The organism is Aquimarina macrocephali (genome assembly GCF_051627225.1).
Lineage (GTDB): Bacteria > Bacteroidota > Bacteroidia > Flavobacteriales > Flavobacteriaceae > Aquimarina > Aquimarina macrocephali.
Genome location: NZ_CP151795.1, coordinates 2,219,181 through 2,234,061, shown reverse-complemented (window position 1 = coordinate 2,234,061; position 14,881 = coordinate 2,219,181). Strand labels below are relative to the sequence as shown.

14 protein-coding genes are annotated in these 14,881 nt (G+C 33.9%); 6 read left to right on the top strand and 8 right to left on the bottom strand.

Features of this window, described 5'->3' with window-relative positions:
• Positions 1 to 71 precede the first annotated feature (71 nt).
• From AAFU52_RS10040 to hemA, 3 genes are read right to left on the bottom strand one after another with little or no spacing between them, the layout of a single operon-like run.
• On the bottom strand, positions 72 to 731 hold the full coding sequence (locus AAFU52_RS10040) for a uroporphyrinogen-III synthase (protein ID WP_024769650.1): 660 nt from the start codon (positions 729 to 731) through the stop codon (positions 72 to 74).
• A 1-nt stretch (position 732) separates the two neighbouring features.
• Positions 733 to 1,644 carry a hydroxymethylbilane synthase gene (gene hemC, locus AAFU52_RS10035; protein WP_024769651.1) on the bottom strand — a complete coding sequence of 304 codons (912 nt, stop codon included), beginning with the start codon at positions 1,642 to 1,644 and terminating at the stop codon, positions 733 to 735.
• Between the two features lie 2 nt (positions 1,645 to 1,646).
• Positions 1,647 to 2,897, bottom strand: coding sequence for a glutamyl-tRNA reductase (hemA, locus tag AAFU52_RS10030; protein ID WP_024769652.1), 1,251 nt, complete (start codon positions 2,895 to 2,897; stop codon positions 1,647 to 1,649).
• Between the two features lie 203 nt (positions 2,898 to 3,100).
• Between hemA and AAFU52_RS10025 the strand changes: the two genes are divergently transcribed.
• Positions 3,101 to 3,991: an AraC family transcriptional regulator gene (locus tag AAFU52_RS10025; protein WP_024769653.1), complete on the top strand. Its 891-nt coding sequence runs from the start codon at positions 3,101 to 3,103 to the stop codon at positions 3,989 to 3,991.
• A gap of 7 nt (positions 3,992 to 3,998) precedes the next feature.
• Here the strand turns inward: AAFU52_RS10025 and AAFU52_RS10020 are convergent, their stop codons facing one another.
• A complete protein-coding gene (locus tag AAFU52_RS10020; RefSeq protein ID WP_024769654.1) occupies positions 3,999 to 4,178 on the bottom strand; it encodes a hypothetical protein in 180 nt (59 codons plus the stop codon).
• A gap of 203 nt (positions 4,179 to 4,381) precedes the next feature.
• Between AAFU52_RS10020 and hemH the strand changes: the two genes are divergently transcribed.
• Both hemH and AAFU52_RS10010 read left to right on the top strand, forming a co-directional pair.
• Positions 4,382 to 5,416, top strand: a complete 1,035-nt coding sequence (hemH, locus tag AAFU52_RS10015; protein ID WP_024769655.1) for a ferrochelatase — start codon at positions 4,382 to 4,384, stop codon at positions 5,414 to 5,416.
• Positions 5,416 to 6,804, top strand: coding sequence for an MATE family efflux transporter (locus tag AAFU52_RS10010; RefSeq protein WP_438426321.1), 1,389 nt, complete (start codon positions 5,416 to 5,418; stop codon positions 6,802 to 6,804). The genes hemH and AAFU52_RS10010 overlap by 1 nt, the downstream gene beginning before the upstream one ends.
• A gap of 6 nt (positions 6,805 to 6,810) precedes the next feature.
• Here the strand turns inward: AAFU52_RS10010 and AAFU52_RS10005 are convergent, their stop codons facing one another.
• The 3 genes from AAFU52_RS10005 to AAFU52_RS09995 form a co-directional block, all read right to left on the bottom strand.
• Positions 6,811 to 7,233: a nuclear transport factor 2 family protein gene (locus AAFU52_RS10005; RefSeq protein ID WP_024769657.1), complete on the bottom strand. Its 423-nt coding sequence runs from the start codon at positions 7,231 to 7,233 to the stop codon at positions 6,811 to 6,813.
• A gap of 23 nt (positions 7,234 to 7,256) precedes the next feature.
• The gene (locus AAFU52_RS10000; protein ID WP_438426320.1) at positions 7,257 to 8,417 is read right to left on the bottom strand and encodes a PQQ-dependent sugar dehydrogenase; all 1,161 of its coding nucleotides are present in this window, start codon (positions 8,415 to 8,417) and stop codon (positions 7,257 to 7,259) included.
• Positions 8,418 to 8,506: 89 nt separating this feature from the next.
• Complete coding sequence (locus AAFU52_RS09995; protein WP_438426319.1) at positions 8,507 to 9,520, bottom strand: helix-turn-helix domain-containing protein; 1,014 nt, start codon at positions 9,518 to 9,520, stop codon at positions 8,507 to 8,509.
• A 156-nt stretch (positions 9,521 to 9,676) separates the two neighbouring features.
• Here AAFU52_RS09995 and AAFU52_RS09990 point away from each other — a divergent pair, with 156 nt between their 5' ends.
• The 3 genes from AAFU52_RS09990 to AAFU52_RS09980 are packed head-to-tail and all read left to right on the top strand — an operon-like array spanning position 9,677 to position 13,893.
• The gene (locus tag AAFU52_RS09990) at positions 9,677 to 12,790 is read left to right on the top strand and encodes a WD40/YVTN/BNR-like repeat-containing protein (RefSeq protein ID WP_438426318.1); all 3,114 of its coding nucleotides are present in this window, start codon (positions 9,677 to 9,679) and stop codon (positions 12,788 to 12,790) included.
• The gene (locus tag AAFU52_RS09985; protein WP_024769661.1) at positions 12,791 to 13,342 is read left to right on the top strand and encodes a CopD family protein; all 552 of its coding nucleotides are present in this window, start codon (positions 12,791 to 12,793) and stop codon (positions 13,340 to 13,342) included.
• A gap of 5 nt (positions 13,343 to 13,347) precedes the next feature.
• A complete protein-coding gene (locus tag AAFU52_RS09980) occupies positions 13,348 to 13,893 on the top strand; it encodes a GNAT family N-acetyltransferase (protein ID WP_024769662.1) in 546 nt (181 codons plus the stop codon).
• Between the two features lie 94 nt (positions 13,894 to 13,987).
• On the opposite strand, the gene AAFU52_RS09975 is transcribed toward AAFU52_RS09980, so the two are convergent.
• The gene (locus AAFU52_RS09975; protein WP_024769663.1) at positions 13,988 to 14,776 is read right to left on the bottom strand and encodes a M57 family metalloprotease; all 789 of its coding nucleotides are present in this window, start codon (positions 14,774 to 14,776) and stop codon (positions 13,988 to 13,990) included.
• Between the last annotated feature and the right edge of the window lie 105 nt (positions 14,777 to 14,881).

Here is a 14,881-nt window from a genome sequence, read left to right as displayed (position 1 = left end):
TTTCGCAAAAGCGAAAATCGCTTTATTATTTAGTATTCAAAATGATTCTGGTTTGTATCCAAAATCATAATTTATTTTTTATTAAAATATTTTACAGCTTGAACAATTACATTCTCGACTGTAGGTTTATTGGCCACAATAATATTGTCTGTATATTTTTTAGCTTCAGAAGCAGTTGTATTTCCTATACAAAATGAAACACTTTCTTCTATTTTGTTTTCCGAAACATAACTTTGGATTCCGGATGGACTAAAAAACAATATTCCATCAAACGTTCGGTTAAATTTATTAAATTTTAAATGTGTTTTATATACTATTTGCTCTTTTACCTCAACATTATTTTGCTCTAAAAGATTAGGTAACTCATCTCTTCTCAAGTTTCCGCAAAAAAACAAAAAAGAGTCATTTTTATACTTTTTAATAATGATTTTAGCTAAATCTGATGCATTTTGAGCAGTTTCTACCACATTTAGGCCATTTTCTTGTAACAGTTTTTTAGTATTATCACCTACACAAAAACAGTTTGAAACAACCATTCCAGAATTTTTAATTGCCTTCACTGCATTCTTGCTTGTAAAAATTGCATTCTGGACTGTATCCTCAATATTAATTTCTAAAAGCTTAATAGTTATGGCTTCATACTCGACAAATCCAAGACCTGTATTTAGCAACAACTCTTTTTGGGCTGCAGAAAGCTTTTTGGTTGAGAGTATTGTTGGCGAAGTATCCAATCTATCCTATTTCTGCTTTTATCTCTTTCATCAATTCACGTCCTCCGTTACTCAATATTTCCTGAGCGCATATCTTACCCAGATTTTCCACGTCACTTATTTTTATTTCTTTATGCACTTCAATCTTATCATTTCCGTCAAGGCTAAATAAAGCTCCTGTAAAGTGAATACTATCGGTATTAATTTTTGCTAGCGCTCCTATTGGTGCAGTACAACCTCCTTCTAATTCTCGTAAAAATTCTCGTTCGATATGTACACATATTTCAGATGGTTTATCATTTAAATTTGATAAAGCCTCTCGACAATACTCATCTTCTTCTTTAGCAACAACCAACATAGCTCCCTGTGCTGGAGCGGGAATCATCCAATCCAGATCAACATAATTATCGGGTTTTAGATTAATACGTTCTAATCCTGCAGCAGCAAATATGGCACCATTCCAATCACTATCAGTCAGTTTTTGCATTCGTGTATTTACATTTCCGCGTAGATCAACTACTGTATGTGTTGGGTATTTATGTAACCATTGTGCTTTTCTTCGAAGGCTTCCAGTAGCAATTGTTCCTTTATTTTCTAAAAAATCCAACCCTTTATGGGCCAGAATATCATTTACATTAGCTCGTTTTAAAATGGCAGCTTCTACAATGCCTTTTGGTAGAATTGTTGGAACATCCTTCATCGAATGCACAGCAATATCAATATCACCATGTAACATGGCTATATCCAGTGTTTTGGTGAAAATTCCGGTAATCCCTAATTCATACAATGGTTTATCTAATATAATATCACCTGTTGATTTAACTGGAATCAAGTGGGTTTTATATCCTAATTCTTCTAAGTTTTTTTGCACGGTATTAGCTTGCCAAAGTGCTAATTCACTATCTCTGGTACCTATACGAATCGTTCTTGCCAAAGCTATTTGTTTTGTAATTGAAATACTTTCTGAATCAGTTCTATGCTTTCATCTGCCGAAGTATTATCATCTTTAAGATGATTGGCAAAATGATTTGTGATTTTCTGAATGATTCGACTGCTAATAATATCTGCTTGTTCTTCATCAAAATCTGCATACTTTTTTCGTTGTAGATTAATTTCTGCGTCTTTTAATGTCGATAATTTATTTTTAAGTGCCTTAATAGTAGGAGCAAATTTTCTGGTTTCTAACCAACTATCAAATTCTGTTTTTACTTCTTCTATAATAACTTCGGCTTGTGGGATGTATTGTTTCCTTCTTTGCAATGTGTCATCTGTCATTTTTGACAAATGATCCAGATGTACCAAAGTTACATTTGGTAACTCAATCACATCATCTGATACATTTTTTGGAATAGACAGATCTAAAATCAATAATGGTTTCTGTGAATGAATTAATTGTTTAGAAATTGTTGGATTCTGTGCTCCCGTAGCCACAATAAGAACATCTGTATTTGTTATTTCTGACTGAATATTAGCGTAATCCTTTACAATAAGATTAAATTTTCCTGCTATTTTTTCTGCTTTATCCTTTGTTCGGTTAATTAATGTGATATGGTCATTCTTGGTATGTTTTACCAAATTTTCACAGGTATTTCTACCTATTTTACCAGTCCCGAAAAGCACTATTTTCTTGTCTGAAATGTTTTCTACATTCTTAAGAATATATTGAACTGAGGCAAAAGAAACTGAAGTTGCTCCTGATGAAATCTCAGTCTCATTCTTGATGCGTTTGCTTGCCTGAATTACGGCATTGACAAGTCTTTCAAGAAAAGGATTAGTAACTTCTACTTTTTTAGAAGCTTTAAAACTTTTTTTTAGTTGACTTATGATTTCAAAATCACCTAATATCTGGCTATCCAAACCTGTACCAACTTTAAATAAATGTGATACTGCTTTACTATTTTTATGCACATATGCCACTTTTTCGAACTCTTCTACAGTTCCATGAGTATGTTCGCAAAGTAATTTGATTAATTGAAATGGGTGTTGAGCAAAACCGTGTAATTCGGTTCGGTTACAAGTAGAGGTAACAAGCAAAGCTTCAATACCTTCTTTTTTTGCTTGTTCTAGTATTCCTTCTTTGGCTTCATCGTTTACACTAAAATGACCTCTGATCTCTGCATCAGCTTTTTTATAACTAAGTCCAATAGTGTAAAAATTCGTTCCTTTCGCTCTTAAGTGAGACTCCATGCAGTCAATTCTATAATATTCCATAACAAAAGTATTTTAGATATGTCAGAAAAAATAACGCCAGAAGAACTTTAAGTGTCGGAAAACGTTGTTTAAGACATTATTTGTGTAAAAATGAGTAAAAACCCTTATTTTTGTATAGGTGACAGAGATTCTTATGTCGACAGTTTAGACTCATTCTAAATAAATAAAATTTTACAACTATGGAAATTGAACTAAAAAATAACGCTCCAGGGATTCTAGAAGAAACTCAAATCGAAGATGGTTTTCATATTTTAAAATTTCAAAACGAAACTAATGAAAATCAACGAGTTGTAAGAGACATCGACAGTAGTTTTATCCAGTTTCACTTCTGTATTAAAGGAGGTATTAAATTTAACTTTAATAACGGAAGCTATGCTATAAATCTTTCTGAAGAAAATTCACTGCTCCTCTATAATCCACAGCGCGATCTCCCCATGAATCTCGAAATGGAAAAAGATTCCTGGTTGATCACTATCCTCATTTCTATAAAAAAATTCCATTCTTTATTTTCTAAAGAGGCAGATTATATTCCTTTTCTTGGGGAAGGAAACCGTGATAAGAAGTATTATACCGATGCCAAGATCTCTCCTTCAATGGCTGTGGTATTGAATCAAATTATGAACTACAACCTGCATAAGTCAGTTAAGCTGTTATACTTTAAAGGAAAGGCGTATGAATTATTAAGTCTCTATTTTAATAGACCTGGGGATGCAGATGTAGAACAATGTCCATTTCTGGTAGATGAAGAAAATGTATTAAAAATCCGAAAAGCTAAAGAAATTATTATCGCTCGCATGGCAGAACCTCCTACGCTTCAAGAGTTATCAAATGAGATTGGATTACCTCTTAAAAAACTTAAAGACGGATTTAAGCAAATTTATGGCGAACCAGTATATACGTTTTTGTTTGATTATAAAATGGAGGTGGCCCGACAATTACTAGCCTCGGGAAGTCATAATGTAAATGAGGTAGGTCTAAAAGTAGGATATAGTACTGCAAGCCATTTTATAGCTGCATTTAAAAAGAAATTTGGCACTACTCCAAAAAAATATGTGATGAGCTTAAACTAAAACTCATTTAATCGAATGATTCCCCTCTGGGAATCCCTACTCCTTTTTGTAAGGATACTATCGAATCATACATCCCTTGATCCTCATCAGAAGCATCTGCTACAACTGATACAAAATCAAACTGTTCTAACAACTCCAGAATAAAGGGCAGTTTGTCTTTTTCGACATCTACAACTATACGTTTCATCTTTGCTTTTTTTAATCATCTAAAAATACTAAAATAAAACTACTCAACTTTCAGTTTGCCAGAATTTAACGTATTTTAAGTTCTGTTTGATTTCTAACTTAGATTATGTATTAATTCTATAATACTACTATCAAAAAGTCTTATCACTTTTAGTATCATTCCTCTTTATAGTTTGTATTTTTGTGTGTGCAAAAACAAAATTTATGAGTAAAGGAATTCTCCTTGTTAATCTTGGATCACCTGACAGTACTGATCCAAAGGATGTAAAAAAATATCTTGGTGAATTTTTGATGGATCCCAGAGTAATAGATGTTCCGTTATGGGCACGAATTTTATTGGTGAAAGGAATCATCTTAAATACCAGGCCAAAAAAATCGGCTGCAGCTTATAAAAAAATATGGTGGGATGAAGGCTCTCCTTTAATTGTACTATCAGAAAAATTACAAAAAAAAGTAGCAGATCGTACCTCAATCCCTATCGGCTTAGCGATGCGCTATGGCTCAATGAATATCAAAAAAGGATTACAGGAATTACAGGATAAAGGTGTAAATGAAGTCATGATTATTCCGCTTTATCCTCAATTTGCTATGGCAACTACAGAGACCATTTTGGTTCTTGCCGAAAAATTACAAAAAGAGCATTTTCCTAACATGAAACTTATTGATGTTCCTGCTTTTTATAACAAATCTGAATACCTCGAAATTTTATCCAAAAGTATAGCCGAAAAGTTAGAAAAATTAGATTATGAACATCTTCTATTTTCTTATCATGGGGTACCAGAAAGACATATTCGCAAAAGTGACATTACCAAATCACATTGTAAAATTGATAAATCATGTTGCAATACTCCTTCTCCAGCTCATGAGTTTTGCTATCGACATCAATGTTATTCGACCACACAACAAGTAGCTAAGAAGCTAAATTTAAAAGAAGGAACCTATTCTACCTCTTTTCAATCTCGCTTAGGCTTCGATCCATGGTTACAACCATATACTGATCGTACTATAGAGCGCATGGGGAAAGAAGGGATTAAAAAAATGGCTATTGTAACTCCTGCTTTTGTATCAGATTGTTTAGAAACTTTAGAAGAAATTGCCATGGAAGGAGAAGAAATTTTTCATGAAGTTGGCGGTAAAGAATTCACAACCATTCCTTGTCTTAATGATCGTGATGATTGGGCAGATCTACTTGCTAATTGGGTAAATGAATGGGTTACTGTTAAAACCCAAACGGTATAATGGCAAAAATAACAGCCGAAGCTTTGGGAATAGAACCTGTAGGGAAATTGCTAATAAAACAAGCAGTCCCTGCATCTATAGGAATATTGGTGATGTCCCTTAATATTCTAATTGATTCTATCTTTGTAGGTAACTGGATTGGTTCAATTGCCATTGCGGCTATTAATGTAGTACTTCCCGTATCCTTTTTTATTGCTGCATTAGGAATGTCTATTGGCGTAGGAGGTTCTAGTATAATTTCTAGAGCATTAGGTGCTAATAATAAGGAAAAAGCACTCAAGACCTTTGGAAACCAGATTACTCTTTCTCTAATTTTTATGGTTTCTTTGGTCGTTTTAGGGTTGGTTTTTGTCGATGAAATTATTCCAAAATTTGGTGGGAAAGGAGATATTTTTGAACCCGCAAAAATCTACTATACTATTATTTTATATGGTGTACCCATCCTTGGTTTTGCTATGATGGGTAATACTGTGATCAGAGCAGAAGGAAAACCTAAATTTGCTATGACAGCTATGATCATTCCCACAGTTGGTAATCTACTGATGGACTATCTTTTTATTAACGTAATGGATATGGGAATGCACGGTGCTGCATGGGCGACAACAGGCTCGTATCTTGCTTGTTTTTTATATATTTTTTGGTTTTTCAGTTCCAAAAACTCCGAATTAAAAATCAGCTTTCGTCATCTTGGACTACAAAAAGAGATTGTTTCAGAAATTGCTTCACTTGGCGGGGTAACTCTAGCCAGACAAGCTGTAGTAAGCATTACCTATTTATTAATGAATAATATTTTATTCGACCTTGGCCAAGAAGGCCTGGTAGCTGTATATGCTATTATTGGTCGAATGTTAATGTTTGCCTTATTTCCTGTTTTTGGAGTAACCCAGGGATTTTTACCTATTGCTGGGTATAATTATGGTGCACAACACTATCCTCGTGTTAGAGAATCTATTAATACCGCAATCAAATATGCTGCAATTCTAGCTACCTTAGTTTTTATTGGACTAATGATCTTTCCTGCAGAAATAACAACTTTATTTCTAAGTAATAACCCTAATCTAGCTCCCAAAGAATTAGCACTAAATCAATATGTATTATCTCACACTGCAGAACCCATGCGATGGGTATTTGCAGCTACTCCTATTATTGCGCTTCAGCTTATAGGAGCAGCCTATTTCCAGGCTGTAGGAAAAGCCATACCTGCTTTATTACTTACGTTATCAAGACAAGGTTTCTTTTTTATTCCTTTGATTTTGATTCTTCCTAAGTTTTATGGTGAATTAGGAGTTTGGATTTCTTTCCCGATTGCAGACATATTAGCAACCATTGTTACTGGGTATTTTCTGAACCGGGAAGTAAGAACAAAACTTATCATACAAACTAACTAACTATTTTTACTTTTTGGTAGTAGCAGCTTTGCTAATAATTTTCCATTCTCCATCAATCTTTTTCAGAAGAAAAATATCAATATATCGCATATCTTTATCTTCTATCAAAATTTCGGCTTTTGCCATAGCAATATCATTTTCTCTGTCTACAGATAGTATTTTACCTTTCCTACCATTAAATTTCCCTTGTTCTCCTTTTTCAAACCAGGAAGCATATTCTTTAATAGGTACGATCCATAGTTTTTTCTCCTTATGACTGAGGAACAAATTAGCTTCATCATAAAAAGCTTCTTTAATTGTTTCTGGTTTATTATATGAAGATCCTTCTATATATTTATTAATCGAAGATCGTATCTGATCATCTTCTGATTGTGCAATCGTGATATTACAACTTACTAAAAATAGTGTTATCCAAAAATAGGTTTTCATTTGTTTTTTTATTTATGTTATAGTTATTGATTATTTTTTATTCTTAAGATTTTCCCATTAGGTTCATCGGTTAACATATAAAGTTTCCCTTCTGGACTCTGGGCTATTTTTCTGGATCTTACTCTATCATTAACAAATAATTCTTCTACACTTTTTATAGTCGTGTTTTCAATTCTAAATCTCCAAAAACTTCCTCTACTCAATCCGGGAACGAGTAGATCATTTTTCCATTCGGGAAATTCATCACCTGTATAAAACATGAGTCCGGTAGGTGCTACAGTATGCTGCCAATACCAAATAGGATCGGTATATACAGCTCCTTCAAGTTTGGGAGGATAATATTCTTTACTTCGGTAGCTTCCGGTCGTAATAATTGGCCAGCCATAATTAGCTCCTAGTTTCAACATATTGATCTCATCTCCTTGTCGGGTGCCATGCTCACTAAACCATATATGCCCCGTCGTAGTATCTACTGTTATCCCTTGTGCAGCCCTAATCCCAATGGCATAAACCCCGGGAACAGCAGTTGTTCCAAAATCAGGATTATCGTTAGGAATACTTCCATCAGGATTTATTCGATATATTTTACCTCGTTTATCTTTCAAGTCCTGAGCAATAGGTATTTCAGGCTCATCAATTTCCTTAAACAGTCGTTCTCCCATAGTGATGTATAATTTACCATCAACCCCAAAAGTCATCCCTCCTCCGTAATGAAAATATTCTCTTGTATACGGACCAGCTTCGAGCAATGTTTTTATACTAGTTAAGGAATCATTTTTTAGTACAGCACGTACTACTTTTGTGGCATTTCCTTCTCCTTTCCTTTTTGCAGCATACGAAAGATATACGTGTTTATTGTTGCTAAAATCCGGATCCAACAATACTTCAAAAATACCCGAATTATCTCCTCCTGTAATCATTCGAATACTATCAGTTAGATCACCAGGGAAACCTTTTATAATTCCTTTTTCTTTTGAAATGAGATTTACTTTAACCAAATTTCCATCCTTCTCTGATACCAGAACTTCATCCTCTGACAAGAAAGCCATACTCCAAGGATGTTTAAGGCTATCTATCAGAATCTCTTTGGTTGGGTGCATTATCTTTTTTGAAACCTCTGAAGATTTTTCAATTTTGGCACAAGCCACCACAATCAAAAGCAGTAAGAATATTGATTTATTCATTGATATTATTTTGAAATTTTATGAGTGCAAAATCCAAAAGAATACATCAAAATCCTTTAAAAAACATGATCTTTAAAACGAAAAATCAATTAAGCAGCACTAAATTGAGTTCTATATTGCGAAGGTGTAAGCTGAGTTTCTGCTTTAAAAGCGAGGTTAAAAGATGTAACATTACCAAAACCGCAATCATAGGCTACAGTTGCAATTTTTTCTAAAGCATACTCAGAATCCACAAGTAACTTTTTGGCTTTTGTTATTCGAAAATGATTTACAAATTCAGAAAAATTCTTTTGTTCATTCTCATTAATCACCTGAGATAATTCTCTAGAGGAAACCGATAATTTTTGTGATATAATCTGTAACGAAATACTACTATCTAAATAAATTTTTTCATTTTCAAATAGTTCTTTTACACGATTAAGTATTTTTATGGAAGCTTCTCGATCAATTCTAGAATTACTATATTTTTCTAAAGCAAAAACATGTCTTTTTAAAAGAAGATAAGAAAATATATATATTAAAAATGAAAAAGAAATAGCTCCTAGAATATAAAATGGAATAAACCCAACAAAAATACCTAGATACAGTACCCAAATCAAGCTAATTCCAATCACAATATTTCTATACCATTTTAAAAGTTTTGGATTTGTATCATTTGTGATTTTTAAAATATCCCTCCAGCAAATGGATAGATAGATACCAAAGTGAAGGAGAACCAAAGAATACGTAATAGATGAAAATAAATCTCCCCTATTAGGAATAATAGGGCTACATAAAACAAATAATACAAAAGGTATTAAATGAATATAGTTTCGGTTTGAAAACATTTGTTGTTTCTCAAAAAGAGCTTTACCATAAAACCAAAGAAAAGGACCTACAGTCAATATACTAGAAATCGCCAAGTTTCTTAACCTGGGATCGACTTCTATATAATTATGAAAAACAGATTTCCCTATTCGTATTGTTAATCCTAACAATACCAAAGCCAAAAACGCATTTGCTTTTCTATTTCCTTTTTTAAGAGTAAAAAGATAAAAACATAAGAAAAGAGCCTGGATAACTCCCAAACAACTTAAGACAAGTATAAAACCTTCTATAACCATGCTTCAAAATTAGAAATCATCTCAATAGCTAAGGTTAAAATTACGTGAAAATCTTTTGGAATAATTTTTAATTCCTGACTTTAGTATCCCATCAAATCTATTTTATCTGTAATTTCTCTGAAAACGCAAGGCTTTTAAATTAAATCTCAACTAACTATGCATTCACAATTCGGTAGAGTAATTCTTATACTCCTTTTTGCTTTCTCAACTATTTTCACATCCAACGCTCAAACATATAATCAGGAACTTTATGACGCTCTGGAGTATAGACTTATTGGACCGTTTCGTGGCGGTCGAAGTGCCGCAGTAACCGGAGTACCGGGAAAACCTAATCTATTTTATTTTGGAGCTACCGGTGGTGGAGTTTGGAAAACTACAGACGGTGGACGTACCTGGAAAAATATCTCTGATGGCTTTTTTGGGGGATCAATAGGTGCTATTGCAATATCAAAAAGTGATCCTAATGTAATTTATGTTGGAGGCGGAGAAAAAACATTACGTGGTAATGTATCTTCGGGTTATGGTGTATGGAAAAGTGTAGATGCAGGTAAAACTTGGGTGCAAGCTGGCCTTTCTAAAAGTAGGCACATCCCAAGAATAACCATTCATCCAACTAATCCTGATATTGTATACGCTGCAGCATTAGGGAATATATATAAGTCTACTCAAGATCGGGGTGTATATAAAAGTATCGACGGGGGTAAAACCTGGAGCAAAGTGTTGTTTGCAAATGAGGATTCTGGAGCGGTAGATTTAACTTTAGACCCTAATAATCCTCGAATTTTGTATGCCTCGACATGGAATGCAAGAAGAACACCTTATAGCCTTAGTTCTGGAGGAAATGGTTCTGCCCTTTGGAAAAGTACAGATAGTGGAAAAACATGGAATGAGATTTCAAAAAATAAAGGATTTGCTAAAGATACTTTAGGAATAATGGGAGTAACCGTTTCTCCTGTAAATAGTGAGCGAGTTTGGGCTATAGTAGAGAATAAAAAAAAAGGTGGAGTATATCGCAGTGATGATGGAGGTGATACCTGGAGCCAACTAAATAGCAGTAGAAGTTTGCGTCAACGGGCATGGTATTATAGTCGAATTTATGCTGACCCACAAGACATAGATGTTGTTTATGTCGTTAATGTATCCTATCATAAAAGTAAAGACGGAGGTAAAAACTTTAGCAGTTATCGTGCTCCACATGGAGATCACCATGATCTGTGGATTGCTCCAGAAAATCCGAAACGTATGGTAATTGGGGATGACGGAGGTGCACAAATCACCTATGATGGTGGTGAAACCTGGAGTACATATCATAATCAGCCCACTTCACAATTTTATAGAGTGACTACCGATAATAGTTTTCCATATCGAATTTATGCTGCTCAACAGGATAATTCTACTATACGCATCAATCATAGAAGTACAGGATGGAGTATTTCTGAAGATGATTGGGAAAGTACTGCCGGAGGGGAGTCAGCTCATATTGCTGTAGACCCTAAAGATAATGATATTGTTTACGGAGGAAGTTATGATGGCTTTCTTACCAGAGTAAATCATAAAACAGAAACCGTACGTTCTATTAGCGTATGGCCAGACAATCCTATGGGACATGGAGCAGAGGATATGAAATATCGTTTTCAATGGAATTTCCCAATACTATTCTCCAAACATAATCCAAACAGATTATACACATTCTCTAATCGTGTTCATGTTACCGAAAATGAAGGACAAAGCTGGAAAGTGATCAGTCCTGATTTAACCAGAAATGATCCTGATAAACAAAAATCTTCTGGAGGTCCTATCACACAGGATAATACATCCGTAGAATATTATTGTACCATTTTTGCCGCCGCAGAAAGCCCAGTCAAAGAAGGATTACTATGGGTAGGAAGTGATGACGGACTTGTGCATGTAAGTCAGGACGGAGGAAAGTCCTGGAATAATGTAACTCCTAAAGGAATGCCAGAATGGATGATGATCAATAGTATCGAACCCAGTGTTTTTGCAGAGGGCACTTGTTATATTGCCGGAACCAAGTATAAGTCTGGAGATTTTGCTCCATATCTCTACAAAACCACTGATTATGGTAAATCATGGACAAAAATTACGAATGGAATCAAAAACGAGCATTTTACTCGCGTTCTTCGTGAGGATCCTAAACAAAAAGGATTATTATATGCCGGTACCGAAACAGGTATGTATATCTCTTTTAATGATGGAGCTGCCTGGGAACCTTTGCAGTTAAATTTACCTATTGTTCCTATAACCGATTTAACAATTAAGGACAACAATTTGATTGTTGCTACACAAGGAAGAAGCCTCTGGATAATTGATGATTTAACAGTCTTACATCAATTAAACAATGCGATGAAAACTCAAAATCATATTTTATTTAAACCTAAGAATTCTTATCGTATGGGGGGAGGAAGCGTTAAAGGTTCTAAAACAAAAGGAACTAATCATCCCGCCGGAGTCATGACTTATTTCTATCTCAAAGATTATGATGTAGCAAAAGACACTGTTTCTTTAACCTATTTTAATACTAAAAATGATACCCTAAAATCATTTAGCACAAAAGCAAAAGAGAAAAAGGATCAATTGAAAATAGAGAAAAAAGGAGCTCAAATGTTTGCTTGGAATATGAGAGGAAAAGGAGCAGAAAAATTGGATGGCATGATCCTTTGGTGGGCAAATCTTAATGGTCCAAAAGCTGTGCCCGGGAATTATAAAATAAGTCTTGCAGTAAATGGAAAAGAGGTATCCAAACAACCTTTTACAATTATAGCTGATCCAAGAACAGAAGCATCACCACAACAAATGCAATCACAATTTGATTTTATTACCAGTATTAATAAAACAGTCGACAGAGCACATAAATCCATAAAGAAAATCAGAAAAATTAATACTCAGCTTAAAGCATTTTCAACACAGTACAAAGACAACCCAACAACTAAAGATCTAGTTAAAAAAGCTTCAGACTTGCAAAAGCAATTTGGTGAAATCGAAAAGGCATTATACCAAACCAAGAATAAAAGCAACCAGGATCCTTTAAACTTCCCTATTAAACTTACTAATAAATTGGGGCATTTAAACTCTCTGGTAGGTATGGGAGATTTTGGTCCTACAGAACAAGATATTGCTGTCAAAAATGAACTTACTAAAAAAATCAATGATCAATTAGCAAATTTTGATAAATTAATTACTGAAGAAATTAAACGTTTTAATACAGAGTTCAATACCTTGCAGCTTAATTATCTTTTTGTAGAAAAATAAATGCTAGAATATTATAATTACATAAAATCCCTACACCTGATATTTGTGATCACATGGTTTGCCGGGTTATTTTATATTCCCCGGTTATTTATCTACCAAATAGAAGCTTCCCAAAAGCCTCTACCCGATCGAGATATATTAGGCCAGCAACTTAAATTAATGGCCAAACGCCTTTGGTTTATTATTACCTGGCCTTCTGCTATATTAGCCACTTTATTTGCTATTTGGTTACTTGTTTTGATGCCGGGTTGGTTACAACAATCATGGATGCATGTTAAACTAGGATTTATAGTCTTACTTATCATATATCATCTAAAATGTCATCACATCTATAACCAACTTCAATGCGATATCATAAAGTGGTCTTCTGGCCAAATGCGAATGTGGAATGAGGGTTCGACAATTATTCTTTTTTCGGTAATCTTCTTGGTCATCGTACGTGATGCAGTAAATTGGATTTATGGAGTTATAGGGATCATATCACTAGCAATCATACTTATGATGGGAATTAAATTTTACAAAAGAATCAGAAACAAAAACCCTAATGCATAATATCATTGAGTTTTCTTACAAAAACATATCAAACCAAATTAGGGAAGTCTCTTTTAATTAGAGAGGCAACTCTGGCAGATGCTAAGCAATTATTAGCATTAAAACTGGAATATCTTAAAGACACCAACACCATTCCTTTATTTGATTATGAATACTCTAATACTATAAAAGAAGAAGGAGAACTTATTCAAAACCTTCATCAACAGCCCAATAGTCTATTATTGGTTGCCGAAAGTGAAGGAGATATTATAGGAAACATTGACCTTACTGGTAGTTGGCGTAAAAAGATGCAACATACAGCCATGATAGGAATGGGGATTCATACCAAATGGCAAAACCAGGGCATCGGTACTCTTTTGATTCAAAATGTGCTAGAGTGGTCAAAAGAAAATAAAGTATTAAAAGTACTATGGTTAGAAGTTTATGCCACGAATCTTCCTGGCATTAGTTTATATAAAAAAATAGGATTCAAGGAATCTGGAAACATTGAGAATTTTTTTCTTGAAGAGGAAAAATATATAGATAAAATCACAATGATTATTAATCTTTGAGGTTACTTTTTCTCAAAGTTTGATAGTAACACAAAAATAAAAGACTGCCCAAATATTTTTTTCAGACAGTCTCTTAATTTATTAGTGTATTCGATTAGTTACACAATCTGTTATTTCTATTGCTATACATTCGTCTTACAGCTCTTATATCAAAATTAGAAACATTATTAGCATTAAATACCACATTCGGGTTTGAACCAGAAGTCATAATTGAATTAGGATCTACATTAGGTGTTCCTGGTACTTGTGTGCCAAAAAACCCTTGTTCTGAATGAAGAAACCCAATATTATGTCCAATTTCGTGAGTTAATATGTTCCCCCACTCTCTAGCTGTTACCGGGTCTCCATCAATACTAGGCTCATTAAGGTTTAATATAATCAAACCTCCTTCTACTCCATTAGTAGGAAATTCTCCAAGACCCCAGCCTCCTATTTCACCAGGATTTGCCAAACGAACCAAAATATCAGGATTGTTATTTACAGGTATCAAACGTAAAGTTGTTCTGTTAACCCTATTCCATAAGTCAATACCTCTTTGAAACCCTCTTCCGGCGGCATTATTACCTAAAGCATTCTGAATACGAATATTACCCGCCCTGTTACAGTCAACAATGGTAATAAAAGCCTGTTTTTGAAAGTTATTTTCTTTCAATGTTTCTTCGGTGATAAAAATATCACCATCTACAATATACCCTCCCTTAGTAGATGTAACGGATGTTTTATCCGTGTCAAACCCCATATTCTGTAATTTTGATAAAATTTCGGGAGATATATCCTGTTGCGTAATTGTACTGTCTTGTTGAATATCATTTTCAACATCAGTGGAACATCTTGTTATACCGATAGCAATAACTACCAGCATAGCTAATTTAATAGTTTTCATAATGAGTATATTTAAGTTGAACTCTAAAACTATTAAAACACTAACCATAAAGCAAATAAATTGTTACATATTTAACATTTTTGGGTTATTTGTACGAATTTAGAC